Genomic DNA, 26,819 nt, shown 5'->3' with positions numbered 1-26,819 from the left:
CCTAACCTACTAATGACTAATCCTGCATTTCTCACAAAACGGTAGAGGCGGGTTCACGAGAGATTCGTGAATGATTGAACCATATTTATGAACCCACCCCTACAGCCTCTGGACTTCGATTTGATAAATTTCGTGAGAAATTCGGGTAATGACCAATGAGCAATCTAATCAAACATTTTGACAAGGCGATATCCGCGTGTATATAGAGGAACAGGAGCGTTAGGACGCTGATTTTGTTTGAATTGTTCGACAGTTTCATCAAAGACAATTAGCGTTTCTTTGCCAACCTTCAACCATTCTTCGTAAGGCACACTCATATCTGCTTCTACACCACCGACAGTAGATGCTACCATTGCTCGATAAGCTGCGTTAAATTTTCTCCGAAACCGAAAATCTACGGAGATCCTTAAACCTTCAGTTTTCCGTCTTACGGTTTGGTGTAATCCACGAGCATCATTAAAGTACATTGTTCCATGTCGTAATTTTGCATCTGTATAAGATACAACCATTGGCACATCTTGACCTTCCGCGAAATCTGACATCACCCGCATAGCAGATAATTCCATTTCCCTGGGCATTTCACCTGCTTCGATAGTGATATGATCAATATCGCCAAACAGAGGTAAAACGACTACAGTGGCATCAGCATGAACACCAGCCCATACGTCACTATGGCATTTTGAACTAGCAAAAGGCAAAGCCATTTTCTCTGGGCTAGTTTTGCCATAAACCATCCGCAGATTTACTGGTAAATCTACTGCATCAATTAGATCATTAGCTCCTAATTGATAAAAAGCTTCGGCAACACTTTTTTGAAAAACGTTAAATGCCAGGGTATGTTCTTTTTTAGGCATTAACAGACCAGTACCAGTATAGTTTGGCAGATTGTTTCTCGCTTCTAGCAGTCGTTCGAGCATTTCTGCTTCAGAGAGAATGATAGGACTATTGAGACAAGCCGAAATGTAACCTGCTGCCGCAACTTTGATTTGCTGAAATAACTCAGGCTGTAAAGTATGTTCAAACAGCAGTCTGTACTGGTGCTGGGTAGCCATCCTCTCGGCCAGCTCATTAAAAAGTTTATCGCCTAGTTGAGAGAAAGCGATCGCTCGTTCGTCATCAGATTGGGTGTATGGTGGCAATTCTGCTAAAAGTTTTTCTGTCATCATCTGTCCTAAAGTCCTATTTAATTAGCTAAATTACTGATTTTTTCAGCCTGGTCGTTTTTAGCAACAAATCCTATCATTAAAAACTAACAAACTTAATATTTTTTTACTTCGTACAAAATACGGCTTTATTTTGTTTGTGAGCTTAAATAAAATATTAAATAGCATCCAGAGAAATAAAAATCATATAAAGCTAGTCTTCAAAACCAAAAGATAAGTTTATCGCCAAAAGAAAATATCAAAATCATTTCTAGAGTTTATGAAAAGAATTCATCCATAAACAGCTTAATTTTAAAGAAATCAAAAACTGCATCATCTTTGCTTTCCTTCGTGCCTAGCACAGCCTATGTTTTCAGCATCCAATTTCTCAATTAACAAAGTTCAGTGGGATTGACATTAAAAATCAAACAATTGAATGTTAAAAACTATATACAACATTCGCTCTTTTATTTATTTAGCTTACTCAAATCCTGCACAATTAAATCATAAATTATTCCCATGTCAACCTTGAAGAACAGCCACTCGACTAGAACTTTATACAATCAGACAGCATCCGCATGGATGAGAGAAAAACCTATTTCTCTCTCAGACTTTACAGCTAGACCTATTGTGCTAGGGCTTTGTGAACCTGTAGCTGAGTCACGAATACTGGATCTTGGTTGTGGTGAAGGCTATTGCAGTCGAGAGTTACGCCGACGAGGAGCTGCACAAGTGCATGGAATAGACATTTCCCAAAGCATGATTGCCGCAGCACGCTTACAAGAATCAGAAGACTCCTTGGGAATTAATTATGAAGTAGGATGTGCTACCGAACTCCAGCAATTCTCTGATGGCGAAATAGACCTAGTAGTTGCAGTTTTTTTATTTAACTATCTGACAATTGCTCAAACTCAAGAATGTATGGCAGAAGTTGCGCGAATTTTGCGTCCAGGTGGGCAATTTGTTTTTAGTATTCCCCATCCATCTTTCCCATATATGCGAGAAGCTGCTTATCCATTCTACTTTGAGGTCGGGGGTGCAGGATACTTCAGTAAACGAGACCAACTATTTCCCGGTGAGATTTGGAAACGAGATGGTTCTTCGCTCAATGTCCAATTAATTCATAAAACTTTTGAGGATTATTTTCAAGCTCTTAACCAAGCTGGTTTCAATACTATGCCAATTCTCAAAGAGTTACGTGTCACATCAGAACACATTGCCCTAGACGAATCATTCTTTGGCCCTTTGTTTGATTTACCCCTCCATTTAGCGATAAAAGTATCACGATAAAAAGATGAATTCTCTAATCAAAAATTCCTTCCGTGAAATCACGGATGATCATCCTTTGTGGCAGCATGAGTTTTTAATGCGCTGCCGTGACGGCAATTTATGCTTATCAGATGTACAGATACTAGCTGTACAAATGTACAAGTTTTCCAAAGAATTTAATCGGATTCTGGCTAGCATCTTATCTTGTTGTCAGGATGAAGCAGCGCAGTTAGTCATCTTGGAAAATCTATTTGATGAAATGGGACAAGGAGATATCCGCCAATCTCATCCAGAGTTGTTTCGTCAGTTTACTCGTGCGCTGGGTATTGATGACAAAACTCTCGCAGCCATACCTACTGCACCAGAAACTTTAGCTTTAATTGAAACTTACTTGAGAATACCCTCTCAGTATGGCTATTTAGCTGCCCTGGGTACAGTCTGTTATGCTTCCGAGGGGATTGTGAGTTCTTTATACACCCAACTGTATACAGGAATTATCGGTAGCGCTCCTTTACCTAAAGAATCCCTGATCTTTTTTGAAGTTCATATTGATGTAGATGATAGTCATGCAGCAAAATTAGCAGCAGTTATTGAACCTCGAATTACTCATGAAGAAGAAATTAAAGTCAAGCTAGCCATTATTGAAGCAATGGATGCGCGTGTCCAATTCTTTAACGGAATTCAGCGTCAAATTTCTCAACACAACTGGTTTCCTAATTCATTACTGCTTGCTGACGCATAGACTAATGTGAAGATAAAGAGTATAAATACGGTTGTTGTATATTTAAGCGTAGCTTTAAATACATAAGAGACGACCTAATTATACCAGTTTTTAGATTCTCAGTATGACTACGGTGAAAGTGTCCAAGGTGAATAACCGTTGTCTTACCGAGAATTTTTGAACATTAGTTGATGTTATTAATGATAATTAAGCGCAACAAGGAAGGCTTTTATGTATGGATTAGTCAATAAAGCGATTCAGGATATGGTATGTAGTCGCTTTGGTGAGGATATTTGGCGGGAAATCAAGCAGAAAGCAGAAGTAGATGTGGATGTTTTCATCAGTATGGAAGGCTATCCTGATGATCTTACACATAAGCTGGTAAAAGCTGCCAGTGTTGTTTTAGGATTATCTCCGACAGAGGTTATGCAAGCTTTTGGAGAATTCTGGGTACAGTATACATCTGAAGAAGGTTATGGGGAAATGATGGATATGAGTGGAGATACACTACCAGAATTTCTCGAAAATCTCGACAATCTTCATGCTCGTGTAGGTATTAGCTTTCCTAAACTAGAACCTCCATCATTTGAATGTAGTGATATCGAGGAAAATCATCTGAACTTGCACTATCGCTCTAGCCGAGAAGGATTGTCTCCGATGATTGTTGGTTTAGTCAAGGGATTAGGAACCAAGTTTGATACAGAAGTTGATATTACTCAAACTCAGTATCGAGATGATGGCGCTGAACATGATGAATTTTTAGTTAAATATAAACCCCGCTAAATGCTGTATCTATGCTATGCTTCCTCCTCACCTGAGTCTGACACCAGAATTATTTGCGAAGGCTTTTCCATTCCATTTTGTATTTAATCGGAAACGGGAAATTATCCAGGCTGGTGATGTTTTAGAACGCATTAGTTCTGAATTGCTGGTTGGTAATCAAATTGACCAGCATTTTTTGATCAATCGGCCAAATATTTCCGTTGATTTCGATGCCATTTATAAAAAGTCTCGCTCTCTTTTTATTTTGGAGTTTATCCCTAATGGAATGCACCTTAAGGGTCAAATGATATATCAACAGGAGCAAGATGTCATATTTTTTCTAGGCTCTCCTTGGATTACTGATATGGCTAGCCTCGCTCCTCTTGGTATTAAATTAAAAGACTTTGCAATTCATGATCCAATTGCGGATTTTCTTTTTTTACTACAAGCTAAAAACAGTGCTTTAGCTGATACTGAAAAATTAACAGTAGAACTAACTCAGCAACGAGCAGAGTTGCAAAATGCGCTGGAAGTGAGAGAACGTCTCACTAAAATTGCCCAAATGCAAGCTAAAACATTAAAAAAATCACTGAGCGAACTACAACAAACCCAAGCTCAATTAGTTCAGGCTGAAAAAATGTCTAGTTTGGGAAGATTGGTGGCTGGAGTTGCTCACGAAATTAATAACCCAGTTAATTTTATTTATGGGAATTTAAAATATATTAATGATTATACTCAGGATTTGTTAAAACTTGTGCATCTCTATCAGAATTATTATGATCATCCTGAGAGTGAAATTCAAAATCATATCCAAGCTATTGACTTAGATTTTGTGATGGATGATTTACCTAGAATCATTCATTCTATGGAAGTAGGCACTGAACGAATTACTGAGATTGTATTATCATTACGAAACTTCTCTCGTCTTGATGAAGCAGAGATTAAAAATGTTGATATTCATCAGGGAATAGATAGTACTTTGCTGATTTTACATAATAGAATGAAGCGAATAAACGATAATTTGGGAATTGAAATAGTCAAGAAATATGGCAAAATTCCTTTGGTAAATTGTTATCCTAGTCAACTCAACCAAGTATTTATGAATATTATTAGTAATGCAATTGATGCCATAGATGGTTATGATGATCACCGTTCTATTCAAGAAATTAAGTCTCATCCTAGTAAAATTACGATTACCACAGAAGTTTTAGAGGATAATTATGTTGTAATTCGGATTGCGGATAATGGGACAGGAATGACAGAAGCCGTAAAAGAAAAATTATTTGACCCATTTTTTACAACTAAGCCTGTAGGTAAGGGAACAGGATTAGGTTTATCTATTAGCTATCAAATTGTAGTGGAAAAGCATAGGGGCATATTGAAATGCGAATCTATTCTTGGACAAGGAACTGAGTTTTGGATTCAAATTCCTTTATCCATGAGCTATCAAGAAGTGAATTATGTTCAACCAGTCAATGTAAATAAGTCGGCGTAAATAATTTTGGGATAAGGTGATTGGGGATTGGTGATTGGGGATTGGTGATTGGGAATTAGTGATTGGTGATAGGAATCAGGGTTTTATTCTGGTTCGGCGTTGTAAAATAATCATCTCGTCACCGATAACGGGGTTACGGGCTATTAATCTATCTTGGGAATCAATCATTTCTAGATGGGAAAAATCTAGTTCTTGAGAGCGTTGGAGGATCTGTGATGCTAAATTATTTTGCTGGGACTCTTTGAGGGTGTACCAGTCGTCATTGATTTTGATGGTGAGGCTACTGGTGCGGAAATTGGCTTGAATCGATTTTATCAGCCCAGGAGGGATATTTGGCTCTCCGGTGCGTTGTAGGCGATCGCTCTCAGCCGACTGGAGATCATCACTAATTTCTCTCAGTTGCTTTTCGATGGCTGCAATTAATGTTTGTTCTGGTGTTAATACTGGGGTTGGGGTTGGTGTTGGTTCCGGTTCTGGTGGTGGAAGTTGTGTTGCTGGTTCTGGGGAGACTTCTGTTGTTGGTGATGGTTCTGGTGTAATTTCTGCTGTTGGTGCTGGTTCTGGTTGAGTGGTTATTGTCGGTGTTGGTGTGGGAATTTCTTCAACTGGAGGAACTGTAGCAACTTCTGTAGGTTTATTGGTGAAAATACTGGTGGTTGTCCACACCAAAATTACGGCAATACCAGCAATGATACCTGTCAAAGCTGTATCTGATAACTTAGTTGACAAATTCGATGGGATGAAAGCACGACTTTTCAGTAAGAATCTACTCCATCTCGATGACAACTGCTGTAAAAAACTAGGAGTATCTCCAGTACTCGGTGAGGGTGCTGTCTCCAACTTTTCTACAGTTGTTTCTAAAATGCCTATTGTCCCCCGCAAAATTTGGATCATAGTCGATTTCCAAACAGGCTGAACACTTCTTGCGGGAGGCGTAACTGTCGGTTCCGGCTGATTATTTTGGGGTTCAGGGGAATTGTCTTGTATCATTTCATGGATAGTGGCTGTAAGTAAATTATGAAAATCAACCGTCGGCAATTTTTATTTTTAAGTAGCCTCAGCGCTTTTGGTTCTGGATTAGTAGTGGGAAAATTGGCTTTTTTCAATAGTCGTAGTCCAGATTTTGCTACCGCCGCAACACCAAAGAAAGACTTAATCTTACGTTTTGTGTCTGTAGCTGATACTGGGACTGGCGCAAAAGGACAGTATGCTGTAGCCAGAGCCATGACACTTTATCATCAGCGCAATCCATATGATCTGGTAGTTTTAGCTGGTGATAATATTTACAATAATGGCGAAATTAGCAAAATCAAAGCAGTGTTTGAACGTCCTTATCAGGATTTGCTCAAACGGGGTGTGAAATTTCAAGCTTGTTTAGGTAATCACGATATTCGGACGGAGAATGGTGAGCCACAAATCCGTTATGCTGGCTTTAATATGAACGGTCAGCGTTATTATACATTTAGTCGGGATAGCATCCAATTTTTTGCTCTTGATACTAACAGTAATGCTGACTGGACAAACCAGCTATCTTGGTTGGAAAAAGAACTAAGTAGTAGCAAGGCTCCTTGGAAAGTAGTATTTGGTCATCATCCGATTTATTCATCGGGTGTGTATGGGAGCAATCCAGATTTTATTAAAACTTTCACGCCCTTATTTCAAAAGTATGGTGTACAACTTTACATCAATGGACATGAACATAGTTATGAACGTACTAGTGTCATTGATGGCACAACTTATTTAATTTGTGGTGCAGGTGCAGGTAATCGTCCTGTCGGACGTTCCCAGTGGACAGAGTATTCTACCAGCGATTTAAGTTTTGCTGCGTATGAGGTGTATCCAGACAGAATAGAGTTGAGTGCGATCGCTACTAATCATAAAGTCTTTGATGGCGGTGTTATTAGCTTAAAAACTAGGCTTTAAGCGGATGTTGGAAAAGTATGGGGCGAATATAATTTGCTACTACACAAACAAAGTTCGCCTCCGTGGACTGATGAAAGCTCAAGTATTTTCAACCCACGTAGGTGGGTTTTGTCTGTATAGCCGCGACTTCTAGTCGCCCAGGCAAGCTGAAATCACTGTTGATTATAGATAAATTTACTACATTATTTATCTCTGTATAATGTGAGTGTTAGGCTCAAATCCAAATTTCCAATACAGAGATAGATTGTTGTGTCTGATGAAGTAGCAGTAAAAAAAGTTAAAGCTACTAACGTAATTTCACAGAGATTATTGATATTCTCTAGCCCTTCACCTCTGGTTTTTTTTCAATCAGCAATCTTATTTTACAAATTTTCACTATTTCAGTTTACTTATGTGTCACTTTTGAAGATACTTATATATATGCAAGGTTATTTAGAGTTAAACTTAAAAATATAGGAATTAATTTCATTTTTCCTTAAGTATTGTAAAGTAAAGTTAATAAACTAGAGGTGTTTAATATGACCATCAGCAGTAATGGCAAAGCGGTCAGTCCTCGACAAAGACGTGCCAAGCTCAAAGGAGAAACAACAGTGGAAGTAGAAAATAACAAGGGTAATAGCTCAAATAAAGAGCAAAGCACTGAAGCGTCAGCAGAAGCATCCAACAAGCAAGAAGTTCATGGCACACTAGCCATTGCTGGCATCCGTCCTATTGCTAGTAGTGATTTGCAAGTAGCTGAGACAGTCTCAATTGCTGGGCTACGTCCGATTAGCACCAGTAATTTGCAAGTAGTTGAAACATTCAATGTGATGGGTATTCGTCCCATCGCTGCGAACGCGATTCATGTGGTTGACAGCATCAATCTTTCAGGAATTCGTCCCATTGCTTCTAGTGGATTGGTAGTTTCCCGCAGTTACTCGACAATGGGCAATCGTCCTGTAGCATCAAATGAGATTGATGATTCTGAAGGTTTGATGGGCTTTATAGATTAGATCAAAAATACTTTCATTAATTTAGTATAGATGTATTAACCCAGTTTCATTCGGCAACTGGGTTTTTAACTTTTATCTCTTGTTTATTATTCTGCTATAACTCTGTTTTTGGCGATGCCGCTTTTGAGGAGATTAGCCTCTAGTTCTCTGATAAAGTGCATATCTTCTATGGAAAGAGGTTGGTGACTAGGGTTAGCAGAATTTTTGGCTAAAAAATTGAAAGCTTGACAAAATTGCTCTGGAGTGGATGGAAATGGTGCATCAAAATGACAGGAAATAATCTGCTGAAAATCCCATTTTGCCACTTGATCAGACCAATTAAGTACTTGGGTTGGGTCTTGGGGAAGAATGAGAATTTGCAGAATTGGTGCGACAAATGGTCGTCCATTGCCAGATAAAGTAGTAAATGACTGTTGCCAATTTTGTTGCCAGCGAAAAGGGAAAAATCCCCAGTATGCCTTTGGTGAGCGATCTGGTGCTTGGAGTGCATCACGCCACATCTGCCCTAATCCAGTTAATTCTAAAGCACTGGGACGAAAGTAGATCGCAAATAGTGAAATACGCTGCCATCCTTGGCGACGATTAGCTGGATTATCCTCAATGATTTGTTGAGCATTTTCTCTGGAGTGAAATAGTAAAGGGTAAGGATCTAAGTGAAAAATGGCGGGTGGTTCTGCGGTTACGGATAATACAGAGTCAGTTACTAATAGAGTATGCGATCGCCTGTGAAAAAAAGCCACTTCCACAAAAGATCCTTTGCCTAAATTGATATCTAACACCTGATAATCGAAATCATCAGCAAAAGGCGCTTGAGAGCTAGCTGCTGGTAAAACTTGGGTACGTTTTTGGGGAAAACCTAACCAACTCAGAGGTAAGTTAAACGGGAAACTCCATTGGTGAGGGGCAACAAATACCTGAGCTTGAGGAAATTTTCTCGCAAAAGGGCCGACAAAAATCTTATGTTCTAAGCCAGAACTAGTTGGTAGAACAATGTACTTCACATCACCGTGCTTGGCTACTAACTCGTTTACCAAGCGCACACATTCATCAGTTGGCGCTACAGGTGCATAAATTAAGAGTCCGCCTGCATCTAGCTTGATGACAGTCATCCGAATTGGCACTATGGTGTAGAGAATGCCATGAAGCTGATCGAATGTCCAGATTGTATCCTGAACAATTTCTCGGCAAAGTGTCCGCCTTTTACCGTAAGGATAAAGTGGTAAGACAGGCCAAAATGGCCATGACCAGTCTTTGTTTTTAGTCATTGGTCAATAGTCATTGGGGATTGGTGATTGGTGATTGGTCATTTCTTGATCTAGGTTATGGCAGTTCCTGATCATATGAATAAACTGTAGAGACGTTGCATTGCAACGTATTTACATAATTTATGTGTATCATGATTAACGTGAAATGGTACAACCTCAACGAAATGTACCTTGCTGAAGTGAGAAATGCTGTGTACGGTAGATTTTAATTTGGCGAGGTATGTGGGATTGTAGGGATGAATGGCTGTTCGTACTTAACTTATGTACTTATGTAGCTGAAAAACTTTGTATGGGGGACATTCGTTAATCTAATTAAGAAAGATTAAGATATAATAAAACATCCGAAATAATATCAAATTTAAAAAATATTTTTTGCTGGGAGATAGCAGCAGTTATAGAGTCCTCAATTAGCTAGCTTGCTCTAAACCAGTGGTATCAAAAATCACAAATCATTTAGCGTGCTTTCCGTAGGGTATGACGAATTATGATGAGTCAAACAGCTTTAAATCTGATTGCAATATCTATTTTTTTGATGACTATGTCGTCTTTGTTGGGGCCGTTTGTTAATTTGTCACCGACAATTCCGGCGATCGCTACGTTTACAATTTTGGGGATAGCGACTTTTGATAGTTTCAGCTTGCAAGGTAAGGGCGGGACTATTCTCCTAGATTTGATTGCGAGGTTTTCACCACAATACCGCGATCGCATTATCCACCATGAAGCGGGACACTTTCTTGTAGCTCATTTACTGGGTATTCCTGTGACAGGCTACACTCTGAGTGCTTGGGAAGCTTGGAGAAAAGGACAGCCAGGACAAGGTGGTGTAACTTTTGATGATCGGGAATTATTAGCAGAATTGGCACAGGGTCAAATTAGCCCGCAGATGTTGGAGCGCTACTGTACTATTTGTATGGCGGGAATTGCGGCGGAAACTTTGGTCTTTGAGGGGGCTGAGGGTGGTAACGACGATAAAAATAAATTAGCAGCGATGTTAAAAGTTTTGGGTTTTTCTGAGTCAGTTTGTCAGCAAAAGCAAAGGTTTCATACTCTCCAAGCCAAAAACCTGTTGCAAGAAAATTGGTCTAGTTATGAGGCGTTAGTTCAAGCCATACAACAAAAGGCTTCTGTTACAGATTGCCAAGAAGCGATCGCTAATGCCAAAAGTGTTTTAGGGGCTAGAGTGTAGTTAATGTAATCAGGAACTTCATAAGATAGCAATATGACGAATTACGAAACTGCCTCTAAAGATGAGAGTTGAGATAATTGGTTCCAACCCAGAACTTGATTACGTCCTCCGGCTTTGGCGGCTAAAAGACATTGATCTGCACGGTGTAACAAACTCATGCCTGCTTCGTCATCATTAGCTTCTAGACAAGCAACGCCCAAGCTAATAGTAACATTCAAGATAAGTTTACTATTAATGCTAAACGGTTGCTCACTGACTAAACGATTGAGGCGATCGCCTACCTTCAGTGCTTCTTCACCGGTGGTATGAGCTAAAACGACCACAAACTCCTCACCACCGTAACGAAATGGTGTGTCTTGAGAACGGAGGTTATGACGTAGACGCATACACAGCAATTGTAAAAGGCGATCGCCTACCAAATGCCCATGCTGATCGTTGACTCTTTTAAAATAGTCTACGTCGAGAATAATCAAACTCAAAGGAATATTTTGATTGCGAGCTTTGGTGATTTGCCTCGGTAGATCCCATTCTAAAGCACGGCGATTGTTCCAGTCTGTTAACGAGTCGGCTAGAGCGATCGCGGATAAAATATCATTTTTCTCCATCAAATCACGGTACTTTTGCGCTTTACGTAATCCAACTGTTAACTGACCTAATATTAAGCTGTGAGTTGGCGATATATCCGTAAAGATATCATCTGTTGCTGCTGGTAACTGCCAGATATAAGCATCTGCACCTTGATGAAGCGCGGTAGCTGTCATCTCAAATTCCCATTCCCAGCCTTGTTGGCTTTTATTTGCTAGTTGTTGGAGACGATCTTCCACCAAAATGCAATGTATGCAAGACAGCTGAATCTGTTCTTTCAACCAGCCACACAGTTCTAGACTGCCTTTGAGACTTGCCTGCACAATTATGACATCGGGTGATGCAATTTGAATTTGCGACACTGCCTGACGAAAATCAGTAATGACTTCCAAATTAAAGGTAGTTTCATCACGGATCTGATCGGGAAGTTTTCCGAGAAAATTACTACTTCCAAAGACCAGAATGGTCATCTTCATTGCTTTATTTTTTGCCTTTTGTGTAGCCGAATTACACTGATATCTTGACGATTCATACATATATTGTCTCTGATGATGGAGACCTTATCTATATTTGTATATTTTTAGCTCTAAATGTACCAATACTTACTAATTTTAATATCCTCTTAATACATTTCATGAGATTGATAAAGACTATATAAAGACAAGTTCTTGTAATTAATCTGTACTGAATTTAGGTTTTTTTAGAAACAGTGTAAATACGGAAAAATTAACCCAAATCTTACGGAAATACTGTATTTTCCAGGTATTTAATATTGAAAATCATCAGTCAAGTTCGAGATTATATTCATACTGTTACATCACAGAAAAATTTCCTAGTATTTAACCAGATAAAAATGATAATTATTTGACTAATTTGGTATTTTCAGTAAAAACAACTAAATATTTTTTAAAAAAATATATTTCCAGCAGAAAAAATATGCGTGTTTTTTCGTATACTTGAGACTGCATCAGGGATTTCACAGACAAAATAGTTATTTTCAGCATAAACAGGTATATTGATAGCAAAATAATGAATTTTGATGAATTAGCAAATTCATGTTCCAGAAATGGCAGCATAAGACTAATAAAATATGATTCCTATATAAAAAAGAAAAATACTATGAAACTTAATTAGTCAAGTCTAATAGTATTTTGGTAAGAATTCAGCACTCAGGACTCAGAAGTCAGAATAAATCAGGGTTTAAGAATATTAGCTTACTCATCAAATATGAGAATTTGAACTATTCTGACTCCTGAATCCTTACGTATTTTTCTTGTCAATACATCTAAAGACTAAAATTCAGCATCTTGGATATGGCTAGATGATGTATTTGCTTTGGTGCAAAATGGAGATGGTAATCAATACCCTTCTATGGAATAACCTGCTGCCATGATTACTTGTTTAATAGACTCTTCAGATGCTTGGGATTCGACGATGACAGTTTTATCTTCAACATTGACATTGACAAGAGCATCTGGTTCCATCACATGAACAGACTCAATGATTTTATCTGCACAGTCATCAGAGACGATATTAGGGATTTTTAACTTTAAAGCCATGATTCACCTAAGTATTTACTGAAAATTAATTTAGCTAATACCTAGTTGTTATCCCTCTGACTAAAGATAGGTAATTGAAAAATTCTACACATAGAGATACAGAATAACCACTGACAATTTAGGGCTGCTGGCAGCAAGGGCAAACAAAATGCAAAAATATAATGAAGCTACTTATGAAAATACACTTAGTAGATCCACATCTTGTTGAAGATGGGGAATGACTTTTTCCCAGTCTTCAATCTCCAGTCCAGAGTTAACATTACTTGCTATTTTTTCCCATGTCTTCAAACCCCCAGCACCTCAGTGGTAACGAAATTCGTACCCGATTCCTCAACTTCTATGCCCAACGAGGACACCAGATTCTGCCAAGTGCCTCTCTCGTGCCAGAAGATCCAACTGTGCTGCTGACGATCGCGGGGATGCTACCATTTAAACCGATATTCTTAGGGCAGCGCACACCAGAATTTAAACGGGCGACAACTTCTCAAAAGTGCATCCGTACCAACGATATAGAAAATGTCGGACGCACCAAACGCCATCAAACTTTCTTTGAAATGCTGGGTAACTTCAGCTTTGGTGACTATTTTAAAGAACAAGCGATCGCTTGGGGTTGGGAAATCTCGACACAAGTTTTTGGCTTACCCCAAGAACGCTTAGTAGTTAGCGTCTTTGAGGAAGATGATGAAGCTTACGCAATTTGGCGTGATCAAATTGGTGTATCAACAGCCAGAATTAAGCGCATGGGTGCAGATGATAACTTTTGGGCATCTGGCCCTACAGGCCCCTGTGGCCCTTGTTCGGAGATTTATTACGACTTTCACCCAGAACGAGGGGATGAAAATATTGATTTAGAAGATGATACCCGGTTTATCGAGTTTTATAACCTCGTATTCATGCAGTATAACCGGGATGCGGCAGGGAATTTAACACCACTGCAAAATCAGAATATTGATACTGGCATGGGTTTGGAGAGAATGACGCAAATCCTCCAACAAGTACCGAATAATTACGAAACTGACTTAATTTTCCCGATTATTCAAACAGCAGCTAACATTGCTGGGATTGATTATTATAAGAGTGACGAAAATACCAAAGTTTCTCTCAAAGTCATTGGTGATCATGTGCGTTCCGTGGTTCACATGATTGCTGATGAAATCCGCGCCTCCAATGTGGGACGAGGTTATGTGTTACGGCGATTAATTCGGCGGGTGGTGCGTCATGGCAGATTAATCGGGATTTCTGGGGAATTCATTACCCAGGTGGCAGAAACAGCGATCGCTCTTGCAGAATCTGCATATCCCCATGTCCGCCAACGAGAAGCCGCAATTAAAGCTGAATTAGCACGGGAAGAAGCCAATTTCCTGAAAACTTTAGATCGAGGCGAAAAACTCTTAGAAGAAATCATCCAAGAACTGAAGCCGCAAGGACAAACCCAAATCAGTGGCAAAAATGCCTTTAAACTTTACGATACCTATGGCTTCCCTCTGGAATTAACTCAAGAAATTGCTGAGGAAAACAACCTCACAGTTGATGTTGAGGAATTCGAGAGGGAGATGGAAATCCAAAAAGAACGGGGTAGAGATGCCCATGAAAGCATCGATTTAACTGTGCAAGGTTCTTTAGACAAACTAGCAGAACACATCCACGCCACCGAATTTATCGGTTATACCCAAGCGGCGACAACAGCACAAGTGGAAGTATTACTAGTAGAGGGGATTTCTCAAGAAGCCGCAGAAGCTGGGACAGAGGTGCAAATTATCCTCAACCAAACCCCATTTTATGCTGAATCTGGGGGGCAAATTGGCGATCGCGGTTATATCTCCGGCGATGGTGTCCTTGTCCGTGTGGAAGATGTGAAAAAAGAATCTGACTTTTTTGTCCACTTCGGACGGATTGAACGGGGAACGCTGCGTGTAGGTGATCAAGTCACAGCCCAAATTGATCGTGCTTGTCGTCGTCGCGCCCAAGCTAACCATACTGCAACGCACTTATTGCAAGCTGCGTTAAAGAAAATTGTCGATGATGGTATTTCTCAGGCTGGTTCTCTTGTGTCTTTTGACAGGTTGCGGTTTGACTTCAACTGTCCTCGCGCTTTGACAATCCAAGAAGTACAAGAAATTGAGGAACAGGTGAACACATGGATTTCTGAAGCCCATGCTGCCAAAGTAGAGGTACTACCTTTAGCCGAAGCAAAAGCTAGGGGGGCTGTAGCCATGTTTGGGGAAAAATACGGGGATGAGGTGCGTGTGATTGATTTCCCCAGCGTTTCGATGGAACTATGCGGTGGCACTCATGTCAGTAATACTGCGGAGATTGGCGTATTTAAGATTATCACTGAAGCTGGTGTTGCCTCTGGGGTACGCCGAATTGAAGCAGTCTCTGGTGCGGCGGTGCTGGATTACTTGAATGTGCGGGATAAAGTAGTCAAGGATTTAAGCGATCGCTTTAAAGTCAAACCCGAAGAACTACCAGAGAGAATTACCACTCTGCAAACTGAACTACGCACCGCCGAGAAGCAATTGGAAACACTCAAAGGACAATTGGCGATCGCTAAATCGGACAGCCTACTACAAACAGCAGATACGATAGGTGACTATAAAATCATAGTTGCCGAGTTAGCAGACGTTGACCCCGAATCATTGAAAAGTGCTGCCGAACGCTTACTCCAAAAACTCGGTAATGGTGCAGTAGTGTTGGGTTCTGTTCCCGAAGCCGATAAGGTAAGTTTAATAGCAGCTTTTAGTCCAGAAGTCAACAAGAAAGGCTTACAAGCCGGGAAATTTATTGGGGCGATCGCTAAAATCTGCGGTGGTGGCGGCGGCGGTAGACCAAATCTAGCCCAAGCCGGTGGGCGTGATGCCAGTAAGTTACCATCAGCTTTGGCACAGGCGGAGAGTGAGTTAAAGTCTGCATTGAGTTAACTTCTTATAGGGCAGGTACGATACCTGCCCTGGTATAAAATACCTAAATTTTGAAGATGAACCATTTTTTTGATGCAAATGTACTATATTAAAGTACCTGATATGCTTATTTAACGTGAGTTCGACGACTGAAAAACCCCTCTCCAAACCTCTCCCCTAAAAGGAGATAGGCTTTAAAAGCTTGATTTTTCGTTGATATGTGATGCTCTTTGCTCCCCTCTCCGCGTCGGAGAGGGGCTGGGGGAGAGGTCAAAAAAGACTTGTCGAACTCACGTTTATTTAAATAAAATCAATGCTATCAACATTTCCCAAATTTTCATCATTTCCCACACATCCAAAACCCTTTCTCAAATGGGCTGGTGGCAAAAATCAGCTAATTGAGCAGATGAATAACTTTTTTCCACATCAATTATTAGATGGCTCAATCAAAAAATATGTAGAACCTTTTATTGGAGGTGGTGCAGTTTTTTTCTATATCGCATCTCAATATCAAATTCCCGAATTATTTATCTCTGATATCAATGAAGAATTAGTCATAGCATATAAGACTATTCAACATAATGTTAATGATTTAATTGGACTCTTGTCAGAGATAGAGAAAGAGTTTTTGTTACTTGATGATATTGCCAGAAATAAGTATTTTTACAATATAAGAACTCATTTTAATCAAAGAAAAAAATCTATAGATTTACAAAACTATAATTCTGAGTGGCTAGAACGAACTGCTCAACTGATATTTTTAAATAAAGCTTGTTTTAACGGACTTTTTCGTGTAAATTCTCAAGGTAATTTCAATGTACCAGTAGGCAAATATAAAAATCCTGGAATATGTGACCCAATTAACTTGAAATCTGTGGCTCAAATTCTGCAAAAAACCCATATTTATCATGGTGATTTTAGTCATTGTGAACATTTGGTAGATAAACATACTTTTGTGTATTTTGATCCTCCGTATAGACCAATTAGTAATACATCTTCCTTTAATTCATATTCACAAAAATCATTCAATGATGTTGAACAATTAAGATTGCGGGATTTTTTTAAAAAACTAGATGCAAAAGAAGCTTTACTACTATTGAGTAATTCTGATCCAAAAAATGAAAATATAAATGATACTTTCTTTGAGGTAGCCTATGCTAGCTATAGGATAGAAAAAGTCAAGGCTAAAAGAAATATAAATAGCAATGCCTTAAAGCGAAGCTCAATAAGTGAATTACTAATCATGAATTATTAGAGAATTAAATAGTTATTATTAATATTATCCAGTTATACAACTTTATATAAAACGCCTAATGTGTATTAGACGTTGAAACCACGCATTCTCGTGTAGAGACGTTGCATTGCAACGTCTCTACCAAGCGCGAAATCCTCGATATTGCGTTGATATTTATAATTCACATCAGACGTATAAAGAGTAATGGCACAGATAGCTTATAAGATGCGATCGCACTACAATTGAATTAGACAATTTACTATTCTTATACTAGCGTAAAAAAGTTATGTTACTAAAATTCAACCAGTTAATTGTACCTGCTGGTCATCAGTTATTGATTAAAGATATATCCTGGTCAGGATACAAACATATTTTGGCAGATTTGGGAGATAATCGTAATTCTAGAGTATCTTACAGTCAAGGGGTAGTAGAAATAATGGCTCCATTACCAGAGCATGAAGTCAGTAAAAAAATCATTGGAAATTTAGTAGAAATCTTACTAGAAGAACTTGATATTGAATTTTGGAGTTTAGGTTCTACAACTTTTGACAAAGAAAGTATGAATGCTGGTGTAGAACCAGATGATTGTTTTTATATTCAAAATGAAGCTAGAGTTAGAGGTAAAAACAGAATTAATTTGTCAATTGATCCGCCTCCTGATTTAGCTATTGAAATTGATATTACCTCTCGCACTCGTTTTAATAATTATCAAGCTTTAAAAGTACCAGAATTATGGCGATGGAATGGGAACAAGCTAGAAATTAATGTGTTGGTTGAAGATAAATATATAGAAACTAATAAAAGTGCTATTTTTCCTCATCTCCCTATTTCTCAGGTGATTCCTGAATATTTGATGAGGAGCAAAACCGAGGGGAGAAATGCGACCATGAAAGCATTTAGAAGCTGGGTACGAGAACAAATCGTTAGTTAACAGAACTTACGCAGTGTGACTAAATTTTCTGGCTTTTTTGTCAATAGTCAATAGTCAATAGTCCAAAAAAAAACTTGATTTTGACCATTGCCTTTTAGGAAAAGTACTATAGCTAAACTTAATATTTTGCTCTCGGTAGACGAAACCAGAAGCGAGAACCACCTTCGCTCAAAGGAGTATAACCGATACTTCCTCCCCAACGCTCAACTGTGATTCGGCAAAAATAAAGACCTAAACCAGATTTACCACTGCTATCTTTGCCTTGAGAAAATTTTTGAAATAAAGTGTTAACGACATCTGCGGATACTCCACTTCCCTTGTCATCAACACTCACATATACAAATTCTTCTTGTGATTGTATATCTATAGTTACCGTCGATTCAGGTGGGCTATAACGACAGGCATTTTCTAATAAGTTAGAAATTACTCTATCTAAACGAGATTTATCTCCTACTACTTTCCAGTTGGCTAGAGAATCAATCTTATCAGCTAATCTTAGATTTAGATTATTGAGTGTAAAATTTGGTCTTAATAGCTCCATCACATCTTGTACACACATGACAATATCTGGAGCTTCTTCACTCTCAATAGCAAAAGCTTCTGATGCTAACATCTCTGCTGAAAATGTATCTAAGACTTTTCTAATTAAAATTTCTTGATTAAAAGATTGCTGTCTACAAACTTCTAAATATGTTTTTCCTTGAGGAGTTAAATTTTCAAATTCCAACAAAGATAAACAGCCATTAATAGCATTTAAGTGTCCTGCCATATCATGAAGGAGACAGTGAGTTAAAATTTCTTGTTTTTGATTATTTTTGAGTAATTGCTGATAATTTAGTTGCCCTTCTCTGGCTTTCTGAATTATATACTGTTTATCTTGATAACTATCTTCTAAAACTTCAATTAACAAGATTTTTTTGTTTGCCATTAAAATGGCATAGGCTTCAAATTGATATTCTTTTCCCTGAGCATCTAATTGTATCCAAATACCTGATTTTAGTCTTTTATCATGACTATTCATCCAAAATTCTTCAGCATCAAAAAGAAAATTTTCTAAAAAAGCAAACTCTTCTTGAGGAATTGATATTTCCATTCCCAGACTAAATGTTTTACGACAAAATTTACTGAACCAATCAGGTAAATCACTAACAATTTTAAATAAGCCGGGATTCAGTCTCTCCAATACAACAATATTGAGAGCAGCAAACAAACTTTCTGTAATATTTATACTCATATAAGTAGTCTACTCTCTTGTTATTGGTGGTGCTAAAGGCTTTCTTGGTCTTCCACCGCCACCAATGCTGTTAGGGCTATTATTATCTACAACTTGTAGCTGAGTAAACAATTTATTGATGTCATCAAAAAAATCACCTTTATTCCCAGCCATATTAAAACCATAAGTTTTTCTAACTTCTTCGCTCACCCCAGATTCCATTTCAATATAATGAGCATCCCAGGCTGCATCGTCAACCACATAAGCACCATAGTCTTGCAGGGCAGAGAATATTTTTTTAGCTGGGGCAGTTTTCAGTTGTAGATTTTTCAGATTGACATCAGGTGGAATAGCGAGTAAGCTGCCTTGAACTAACGCTGGATTTTTGCCCTTGTAATCATTAGCTGCATAAGCATCAGCACGATCAGCAGGATAGCGAAAACCTCGCCGATCTTTGGAGTAATAAAGATATCGGTTGCCCCATATTACAACTTTCAGCGCGTGAGCGATCGCCTGATTATTAATCAATTCGCCTTTACGAATTGAGCCACCAATACTCGATAACCCAGAACCAAAATGTCCACCACCTCTACCATCACCATACAAGGATACATTAGGAAAGTATCTCCAACCGTAAACAGGCCCTCCCTGAATACATCTAGCTAACACACCAACTTGGACAAGAGTTTTACCATCAGGAAGTAAAAAAGCAGCCGCATTATTTGGTGTGTTCCGTGGCTTAATGGTCGCATCGGGAATAATTAGATCATCAGGAATTGGCAAAGAAATATACGCTGTATTTTTTCCTTGGCATCTTTTCGTCCAGCTACCAGGAGTGTATAGTGGTCGTTTAGGATCTGTGGCTTTCAGCTTAAATAAATACTCAATATCAGGTGCAATCCAAGCCGCTTTTTTAATCCCCGCAGGCACATATTTAGCATTTGCTCCTATGGGCATATTCCAAATTGAATTAGGAGTAAATGGTTGTAGCCAAGGGTTACGAGTAGTTTGGGGTGGAGTTTTTGCGAGTAGTTTTGTAGAAGTTAAGGATAGTAGAAAACATAAGATCAAAACAATAATTCTTATGTACATAAGTTAAGTTGGGGTGAGGAATTGAGGGAATAGTCAATAGTCAATAGTCAATAGTCAATAGTCATTGGTCATTAGTTATAGCTTTTCCTAATCTACTGAAGTACTGAGTACACCACGAATAAAATTGGGCAATCTCCACGCCCCTCTCTCTTGAAAAGTTTCCTACGCCGGGAAACCCGGCTTCGAGGAACTTTTCGCTGCGTTTTCCTCTGCGATCCTCTGCGTTTAAAAACATTGATTCTCTACCTCACTTAACTGGGAAACGCTATATTAGTCACTGGTCATTTGTTATTGCGTCAGGAAGAATAATTGTGCGGGAAGTTGGAGGCTTTGCGGAACCCAACATGATTTGAGGAACCTAATGTATATCTTGGTGTTGGGTGACGCTACTGCTACACCAACCTACAATTTTCTAGCTGGAAATTCTTGAAAAAATTTGCCAAGTTATTAATGACGTATTTTTTGAGAATAAAAGGAAGCCGATTCTTCGTTTCTGGCACAGTCTTGCGCGAACTTAATTAAATGATGTCCAACTAATCCCACGTGAATTAAGTTCTCAATGTTCCCGGTTTTGAGGGCGGGTTTAGCCATTTGCCAAAAAGTTTGCCGATAGTTACCCAATACACCCACACGCAGCAAAATATTAGTTAAATAAGTCAAGCCCTTGCGAATATTAGCCCAAGAAGTGCGAGCAGGGCTGTTAGGTAAGGCGATGCGGTTTGAGTAAGTATGTTCCATGTTGTAGGCAAACCGTTGATATAAAAACTCTGGCTCATAAGCTTTGGTGATGCAACGCTGCCACATGGCGACAACTTGCTCATAGGGCAGCAAAAATTCCACATTTGATTCCCGACTGTCATCAAAAATCAGCCTTCCTTCTGTCTCTAACCTCCGCCATAAAGGAGTTCTTGGTAAAGCATGAAGTAAGTTAATTGTCAACATAGGAATTTGTGACAGCCGAATAAATTCCAGAATTCGGTCTGCGGTTTCTGGTGTATCAGTATCTAAGCCAATGATGATGCCAGAGACTACTTCCATACCGTAGCTATTTAAGACCTTAATTGCTTCTAAAATCGGCATACTGAGATTTTGGTCTTTAGAAATAGAGTGGAGTGCTTCTGGTTCTGGTGTCTCGATACCGCAAAACACAGTACAAAAATAAGCCTCGCGCATCATGGCTAGGAGTTTGGGACTTTGAGCGAGGTTGAGCGTAGCTTCACAAGCAAATTGCAGAGGATAACCATTGCGCTTTTGCCAGTCAATCAAGTGAGGTAGCAATTGCATAGCTGCACGGCGATCGCCGACAAAGTTATCATCAACAAAATAGACTGCTCCCAAATTGCCAGATTGACGCATCGCATCAAGTTCAGCCACAACTTGCTCTGGAGTTTTCATCCGGGGATTGCGGCCATAGAGTTCGGGAATATCACAAAACTCACAACGATAAGGACAACCACTAGAAAACTGGACATTAGCCAAAAAATAATGATCGAGATTGAGCAGATGATAAGCTGGTGTGGGAAACTCCGTCAGGGGCAAACGCTCTTGGGTAGTAAACCGAATTTGTTGGGATGGACGTTGTAGATTTTGGTCGAGATACTCGATCATGCGATCGCTAGCATCTCCCAATTCACCCAGATGTAAAATATCAAAGTCAGGATAATATTCTGGACAACCAGATACCGAGGGGCCACCCAAAACCGTGATTTTGCCTGCTTGGTGAGCCAGTTGATTAATTTGATTAATTTGTGGCTTTTGGATGTGCATACCACTGACAATCACCACATCTGCCCATTGATAATCAGCTTTTTTTGCTGCACGCAAATTTTCATCAATAAACCGTACTTCCCATGCTTGGGGTAAATAGGCAGCCACAATTAAAATTCCTTGGGGTGGCATAAAAGCCTTAACATTACCCATCAGTGGATAAGCGTGATGAAACGTGCCAAAAGAACGGCTGTACTTGGGAAAGATGCAGAGAATCCGTCGATGATTGAGAGGAACGTAGCGGTTTTTTTTAGTGGTCAGCGTGGTAGCCACATCAGCCGATACAGGACTTTGGTTATCTAAAGACTTGAGTTGCACAGTCATCGCCAATTTTCCCCAAAAAATTGTGCAGCTAATTTGACTAATAAATTGTCAAATAGCTGTAATTTCCATTAGCTTACCGTGATATTTTCCAACTTTGTAACTGATAAACCTGTTTTTAGCAGCCCAAGATGATTGATCAGGGATCGAGCATCACCCTAAAATCTAGCTATCAAACCTTCATTTCCATGAAGGATTTTCAAAATGTCCCAAACTTTCAGTTACCCTGAAAATACTGCTGTGACTTTCCCAGGTACACGGTCTAGAAACTTAATTAATCAATAGACCTTAGAACATAAGAATAGATGATTACGCCAATGCGGGTTTTTGTTTTGATTTTTAATGCTAATACAGAAAATGAAGGGATTCATACGGTCAGAGTCGGCGATCGCAATAAAATTTTGATGTTTGAGTCCCAAGATGATGCCCTCCGTTTTGCTTTAATGTTGGAAGCTCAGGATTTTCCATCTCCGGCGGTAGAAGCGATCGATGCTGAAGAAATTAAGGAGTTTTGCGAAAATGCTGATTATGATTGGGAACTGATCCCAGAAAACAGCGACCTAGTGATTCCTCCAGAAAGAAACGTAGAAGACACTGATTGGCAACCAGATGGTCAATATGAGCAAAATGATAATGAAAGTTTCGATATTGACCAAGTACCACCAGCCCAAGAACCAGAATTTTCAGCGACGGAACTGGAAAATATTCGTCGTAAACTCGAAGGACTATTGTAATTTAGTCATTAGTCATTAGTCATTAGTCATTAGTCATTAGTGAGCTAGCACGGTCTTCTCCCAAAGGGAGAGGCTAGCGCCAAGGGGGTTTCCCCCATGAGTGACTAGCGAACCCGTAAGGGTCATTAGTCATTTGCCGATAATTAATGACTCAGATGCAAATGGCACATGACCAAGGAAGAGAAAAATAAATGACAAATTTACAAGAACGTGGGCATTTACTGACGGAACAAGTGAATCCTCTGAGTCTGAATTTAGACCAGCTAAGTTCATTGGCATTGGTGGAACTATTTAATAGCGAAGACCAGAAAGCTGTGGCGGCGGTAGCTGCGGCTAAGGAGGAGTTAGCTCAGGCGATTGAGCAGACAGCAGCACGGTTGCACCAAGGTGGACGCTTATTTTACATTGGGGCTGGCACAAGTGGTAGGTTGGGAGTATTAGATGCGGCTGAGTGTCCCCCGACTTTCTGCACCCCCCCAGAGTTGGTACAGGGAATTATTGCTGGTGGTGCTGGGGCTTTAGTCCGTAGTTCTGAGGATTTAGAGGATAGAGCAGAAGATGGAGATGCAGCAATAAGTCAACGCCATGTCACCCAGCTAGATGTGGTGGTAGGAATTACTGCTGGTGGCACAACGCCATTTGTCCACGGAGCGCTGAATGCTGCTCGTCAACGAGGTGCGTTGACAATTTTTATTGCCTGTGTACCGGTGGAACAGTTTAGCTTTGAGGCGGATATTGATATTCGGTTATTGACAGGGCCAGAAGTATTGACTGGTTCCACCCGCCTGAAAGCCGGCACAGCCACGAAATTGACCTTGAATATCTTGTCTACTGGGGTAATGGTCAAGCTAGGTAAGGTTTACGGAAATCGCATGGTGGATGTAGCAGTAACCAATCAAAAATTACGCGATCGCGCTTTACGCATCTTACAAGACCTCACCGGATTAAGTCGAGAAGCAGCAGGTTATTTGTTAGAACGCAGTGGCAAGTGGGTAAAACTGGCACTATTAATGCACTGGACAGGATTAGACAAAGTAGCAGGCGATCGCTTATTATCAGCACATCAAGGTGATCTCAGAGCAGCTGTTGCTAGTCATAATCAGAACGAAAAAACCTAGTGGACTGTCTAGGCTAAATTTGTGCATTAGTTGTGCATTATATGTAGTAGTAGGCGTAGTGGCGTGGCAAGGCTAAAATAGTGCATGAGCAGTAGGTTGGGTTGAGCGCAGCGCAACCCAACATGGATCTCAAAAACCTAGTATGGATCTGATGTTGGGTTTCCCAAAGCCTCAACCCAACCTACTGATCTCTCTCACTCGCTACTCAGCATTCAGTACTCACCACTCTCCTCCTACCCTCCACTCATCTCTCCCCAATCTCTAATTACAGAAAACAGCGCCGAGTAATCATCATTAGCAAATGACATTTTCATTGTTGTTTGTAAAATCTTCTGCACTGTTTCAATGCTGCTGAGATCCAAACCAAGATATTGAGCTTCGGAGATAAACAAATCTGTGTCTTTGAGTAGGTGTTTTGTAGGAAAATTAGGGTTGGCATAATTGCCGTCTAACATTCTTTGGAGCTTTTTGTCAAAAGTAGGTGCATACAATGCACTATTACGCAAGACTTGCATGAATTTTTCCACATCAATATCCTGACGCTGGACAAAAGCTAAACTGAGGGCAAAACTAGTGGTTAATGAAGCTATGAGTTGATTGAGGGCTAATTTTAACCCAGATGCAGTTCCTACCGGCCCGATGAGTAAAGGTTCAGGGCCAAAGTTCTGAAGTAAATCTAGGTGACGTTCATATTGTTGGGGTTCAGCACCTACCATGACTGTCAGCGTTCCGGCTTTGGCTTCCGGGATACTTCCTAACACTGGCGCTTCTATATATTCACCACCACCACCAACTACAGAATCTCGAATTTCTTGGCTTTGTGTAGAAGTAATTGTCCCCATTTGGATGATGGTACGTCCTTCCAAAGTCCGCCAAGAAGTATCTGAAAGTAACACATGATAAATTGCGGCAGCGTTCGTCAGCATGAGGATGATGCACTCAGCAGCCCGAATGGCATGACGAGGATGTGTCACCACTTCTGCACCAGCCGCTTGTAAGGGTGCTAGTTTTTCTGGGGTGCGGTTGTAGGCAACTACCTGTATATCTGCTGCTAACAATCTTTGGGCCATTGGTAGTCCCATGAGTCCAGTTCCCAGAAATGCCACCTTCATTATTCACGTTCCTTGAGTACAGCAATCCCTTGTCCATGATTTGATTGTAAGTAGAGACGCGGAATTTCGCGTCTGTACAAACTTTTGAATTTTGTACCACATACACTCAAATCCAGCAATCAGCCACCTGCGGCAAAAGTTGCCATGATGAGAACTGATAGCAAGATACCAGGAGTGAGTAGCGTTACTAACATTAATAGATCGTGAGTCGTCATAATTATTACTCCCCTCTAATGCTCGACTTCATAGTAGTAATTGTTATGCTAGTCCATATCCAGCCGATACAGCATTCTTAAATAGAGTTTTAATTTTTCCCATTGACTTTTACTCTGGCATCGCTAATCCTTTGAGTATTTGCCAAGAGTGTTTTTTCTCTAATCCTTTGCTTTGAATTAACACGCCAAAGTTACCTAATCCTGTAGGATCAATGAGTTGGTGTAGTGCTTCCCGTCGTTTTAGCAACTCAGATATGGGTATTTCTTGGTGAGAGAGGGCTGCAATGCGGTTTCCTAAGCCTAGCGCCATCAAAAATAAACCTTGTTGCGTCAAACCAACCTTCTCTAAACTACAACTTTCACCCCATCGTTCTAAAGCGGTAAAGTCAACATGGGCGGTGATGTCTTGTTGTCCCAGATTGACATAGGGGTTATCATGATGACGATGCTGATAGTAGCACTGGAGTGTTCCTAGCGATCGCCTGGGGTTATAGTAACGACTAGCGGGGTAGCCATAATCAATTGTTAGCACATACCCTTGTTGTAAGCGGTCTGCTACTATACTCAACCAGTCTAAAGCTGCTAAATTAATTTCACTACGGTAGCCATCCCCATAACCACCACACGCTAAATCAATCCCTACTAAGTTGAAATATGCTGCTAGCTGGGGTGTAGAAGGTTCTCCCGTAACTTCCTCTAACTTCCCATCTTCCCCCAGAGTTACATAAATCTCGCGCAGTTCCCTGTCTTCTACAATAAACTGATGTACAGGAAAGGCATCGACTAATTCATTAGCAAAGAAACAGCCAGTAATTGAGTTAGGTGTAATGTCTTCGAGATTGCACCAATGCACAGGTAAGTCTTGTAAACGCTGTTGTTGTTCTTGTCTTAATCCTGGAGATTTTTCCACAATGAGATATTGCAATCCAGCAAACAAATCGGCATATTTTTGCTGAGTGTATTGTAGGATATGCAACGCCAAAAGTCCTTGTCCCGCACCCATTTCTACCAAATAAAAGGGTACAGGTTTCCCCAATATTTCCCACATCTGCACAAATTGTTCTGCGAGTAACTCACCAAAGTCAGATCCCAGATTAACGGAGGTGAAAAAGTCGCCACCTTGTAAGCCAATTTTGACTGCATTGCTGGCATAGTAACCATATTCAGGATGATATAGTACCATGTCCATGTATTCAGCAAAAGTAATGCGTTGTTGGGGACTTGTGGTAATTTGATCAGCTATGGCTTTGTAGAGCGCTAAATTAGAAGTCATCGGTGGATAT

Annotated in this window: 22 protein-coding genes; 12 read left to right on the top strand and 10 right to left on the bottom strand. The window is 39.8% G+C overall.

Annotated elements, in window-relative coordinates; all coding sequences use genetic code 11:
- Positions 1 to 164 precede the first annotated feature (164 nt).
- Positions 165 to 1,166, bottom strand: a complete 1,002-nt coding sequence (locus FD725_RS18880) for a hypothetical protein (protein WP_179049567.1) — start codon at positions 1,164 to 1,166, stop codon at positions 165 to 167.
- A 495-nt stretch (positions 1,167 to 1,661) separates the two neighbouring features.
- Between FD725_RS18880 and FD725_RS18875 the strand changes: the two genes are divergently transcribed.
- The 4 genes from FD725_RS18875 to FD725_RS18860 all read left to right on the top strand — a co-directional run bounded on the left by FD725_RS18875 (position 1,662) and on the right by FD725_RS18860 (position 5,389).
- Complete coding sequence (locus FD725_RS18875; RefSeq protein WP_179049566.1) at positions 1,662 to 2,432, top strand: class I SAM-dependent methyltransferase; 771 nt, start codon at positions 1,662 to 1,664, stop codon at positions 2,430 to 2,432.
- A gap of 4 nt (positions 2,433 to 2,436) precedes the next feature.
- Positions 2,437 to 3,153 (top strand): TenA family transcriptional regulator, encoded by a 717-nt coding sequence (locus tag FD725_RS18870; RefSeq protein ID WP_179049565.1) that lies wholly within the window; start codon positions 2,437 to 2,439, stop codon positions 3,151 to 3,153.
- A gap of 210 nt (positions 3,154 to 3,363) precedes the next feature.
- Positions 3,364 to 3,915 (top strand): heme NO-binding domain-containing protein, encoded by a 552-nt coding sequence (locus tag FD725_RS18865; RefSeq protein ID WP_179049564.1) that lies wholly within the window; start codon positions 3,364 to 3,366, stop codon positions 3,913 to 3,915.
- A gap of 16 nt (positions 3,916 to 3,931) precedes the next feature.
- Positions 3,932 to 5,389, top strand: coding sequence for a sensor histidine kinase (locus tag FD725_RS18860; RefSeq protein ID WP_179049563.1), 1,458 nt, complete (start codon positions 3,932 to 3,934; stop codon positions 5,387 to 5,389).
- A gap of 75 nt (positions 5,390 to 5,464) precedes the next feature.
- On the opposite strand, the gene FD725_RS18855 is transcribed toward FD725_RS18860, so the two are convergent.
- The gene (locus tag FD725_RS18855; protein WP_179049562.1) at positions 5,465 to 6,379 is read right to left on the bottom strand and encodes a hypothetical protein; all 915 of its coding nucleotides are present in this window, start codon (positions 6,377 to 6,379) and stop codon (positions 5,465 to 5,467) included.
- 27 nt (positions 6,380 to 6,406) lie between these two features.
- Here FD725_RS18855 and FD725_RS18850 point away from each other — a divergent pair, with 27 nt between their 5' ends.
- Both FD725_RS18850 and FD725_RS18845 read left to right on the top strand, forming a co-directional pair.
- Entirely contained in the window at positions 6,407 to 7,312 is a 906-nt protein-coding gene (locus tag FD725_RS18850; RefSeq protein ID WP_179049561.1) for a metallophosphoesterase, read from the top strand.
- Between the two features lie 518 nt (positions 7,313 to 7,830).
- On the top strand, positions 7,831 to 8,304 hold the full coding sequence (locus FD725_RS18845) for a hypothetical protein (protein ID WP_179049560.1): 474 nt from the start codon (positions 7,831 to 7,833) through the stop codon (positions 8,302 to 8,304).
- Positions 8,305 to 8,390: 86 nt separating this feature from the next.
- On the opposite strand, the gene FD725_RS18840 is transcribed toward FD725_RS18845, so the two are convergent.
- The gene (locus tag FD725_RS18840) at positions 8,391 to 9,569 is read right to left on the bottom strand and encodes a DUF4336 domain-containing protein (protein WP_179049559.1); all 1,179 of its coding nucleotides are present in this window, start codon (positions 9,567 to 9,569) and stop codon (positions 8,391 to 8,393) included.
- Positions 9,570 to 10,056: 487 nt separating this feature from the next.
- Between FD725_RS18840 and FD725_RS18835 the strand changes: the two genes are divergently transcribed.
- Positions 10,057 to 10,755 (top strand): ATP-dependent Zn protease, encoded by a 699-nt coding sequence (locus tag FD725_RS18835; RefSeq protein WP_179051587.1) that lies wholly within the window; start codon positions 10,057 to 10,059, stop codon positions 10,753 to 10,755.
- Between the two features lie 41 nt (positions 10,756 to 10,796).
- Here the strand turns inward: FD725_RS18835 and FD725_RS18830 are convergent, their stop codons facing one another.
- Both FD725_RS18830 and FD725_RS18825 read right to left on the bottom strand, forming a co-directional pair.
- On the bottom strand, positions 10,797 to 11,816 hold the full coding sequence (locus FD725_RS18830; RefSeq protein WP_179049558.1) for a GGDEF domain-containing protein: 1,020 nt from the start codon (positions 11,814 to 11,816) through the stop codon (positions 10,797 to 10,799).
- A gap of 882 nt (positions 11,817 to 12,698) precedes the next feature.
- Positions 12,699 to 12,899 carry a heavy-metal-associated domain-containing protein gene (locus tag FD725_RS18825; RefSeq protein WP_179049557.1) on the bottom strand — a complete coding sequence of 67 codons (201 nt, stop codon included), beginning with the start codon at positions 12,897 to 12,899 and terminating at the stop codon, positions 12,699 to 12,701.
- Between the two features lie 278 nt (positions 12,900 to 13,177).
- On the opposite strand from FD725_RS18825, the gene alaS reads away from it, so the two are divergent.
- From alaS to FD725_RS18810, 3 genes are all read left to right on the top strand, one after another.
- The gene (gene alaS / locus FD725_RS18820; protein ID WP_179049556.1) at positions 13,178 to 15,820 is read left to right on the top strand and encodes an alanine--tRNA ligase; all 2,643 of its coding nucleotides are present in this window, start codon (positions 13,178 to 13,180) and stop codon (positions 15,818 to 15,820) included.
- A 292-nt stretch (positions 15,821 to 16,112) separates the two neighbouring features.
- On the top strand, positions 16,113 to 17,054 hold the full coding sequence (locus FD725_RS18815) for a Dam family site-specific DNA-(adenine-N6)-methyltransferase (protein ID WP_179049555.1): 942 nt from the start codon (positions 16,113 to 16,115) through the stop codon (positions 17,052 to 17,054).
- A gap of 265 nt (positions 17,055 to 17,319) precedes the next feature.
- Positions 17,320 to 17,964 (top strand): Uma2 family endonuclease, encoded by a 645-nt coding sequence (locus FD725_RS18810; RefSeq protein ID WP_179049554.1) that lies wholly within the window; start codon positions 17,320 to 17,322, stop codon positions 17,962 to 17,964.
- A 118-nt stretch (positions 17,965 to 18,082) separates the two neighbouring features.
- Here the strand turns inward: FD725_RS18810 and FD725_RS18805 are convergent, their stop codons facing one another.
- From FD725_RS18805 to FD725_RS18795, 3 genes are all read right to left on the bottom strand, one after another.
- A complete protein-coding gene (locus tag FD725_RS18805) occupies positions 18,083 to 19,198 on the bottom strand; it encodes a sensor histidine kinase KdpD (protein ID WP_179049553.1) in 1,116 nt (371 codons plus the stop codon).
- A gap of 9 nt (positions 19,199 to 19,207) precedes the next feature.
- Positions 19,208 to 20,269 carry a hypothetical protein gene (locus FD725_RS18800; protein WP_179049552.1) on the bottom strand — a complete coding sequence of 354 codons (1,062 nt, stop codon included), beginning with the start codon at positions 20,267 to 20,269 and terminating at the stop codon, positions 19,208 to 19,210.
- 447 nt (positions 20,270 to 20,716) lie between these two features.
- The gene (locus tag FD725_RS18795; RefSeq protein ID WP_179049551.1) at positions 20,717 to 22,360 is read right to left on the bottom strand and encodes a B12-binding domain-containing radical SAM protein; all 1,644 of its coding nucleotides are present in this window, start codon (positions 22,358 to 22,360) and stop codon (positions 20,717 to 20,719) included.
- Positions 22,361 to 22,662: 302 nt separating this feature from the next.
- On the opposite strand from FD725_RS18795, the gene FD725_RS18790 reads away from it, so the two are divergent.
- Together FD725_RS18790 and murQ are read left to right on the top strand one after the other, a co-directional pair.
- On the top strand, positions 22,663 to 23,091 hold the full coding sequence (locus tag FD725_RS18790) for a DUF3110 domain-containing protein (protein WP_179049550.1): 429 nt from the start codon (positions 22,663 to 22,665) through the stop codon (positions 23,089 to 23,091).
- A 191-nt stretch (positions 23,092 to 23,282) separates the two neighbouring features.
- Positions 23,283 to 24,209: an N-acetylmuramic acid 6-phosphate etherase gene (gene murQ, locus FD725_RS18785; protein ID WP_179049549.1), complete on the top strand. Its 927-nt coding sequence runs from the start codon at positions 23,283 to 23,285 to the stop codon at positions 24,207 to 24,209.
- A gap of 233 nt (positions 24,210 to 24,442) precedes the next feature.
- Here the strand turns inward: murQ and FD725_RS18780 are convergent, their stop codons facing one another.
- Together FD725_RS18780 and FD725_RS18775 are read right to left on the bottom strand one after the other, a co-directional pair.
- Positions 24,443 to 25,321 (bottom strand): NAD(P)-dependent oxidoreductase, encoded by an 879-nt coding sequence (locus tag FD725_RS18780; protein ID WP_179049548.1) that lies wholly within the window; start codon positions 25,319 to 25,321, stop codon positions 24,443 to 24,445.
- A gap of 324 nt (positions 25,322 to 25,645) precedes the next feature.
- Positions 25,646 to 26,809 carry a class I SAM-dependent methyltransferase gene (locus FD725_RS18775; protein ID WP_179049547.1) on the bottom strand — a complete coding sequence of 388 codons (1,164 nt, stop codon included), beginning with the start codon at positions 26,807 to 26,809 and terminating at the stop codon, positions 25,646 to 25,648.
- Positions 26,810 to 26,819 lie beyond the last annotated feature (10 nt).

The organism is Nostoc sp. TCL26-01 (assembly GCF_013393945.1).
Classification (GTDB): Bacteria; Cyanobacteriota; Cyanobacteriia; order Cyanobacteriales; family Nostocaceae; genus Trichormus.
The sequence above is the reverse complement of the archived record's forward strand: the minus strand, read 5'-3'. Positions and strand labels throughout refer to the sequence as shown.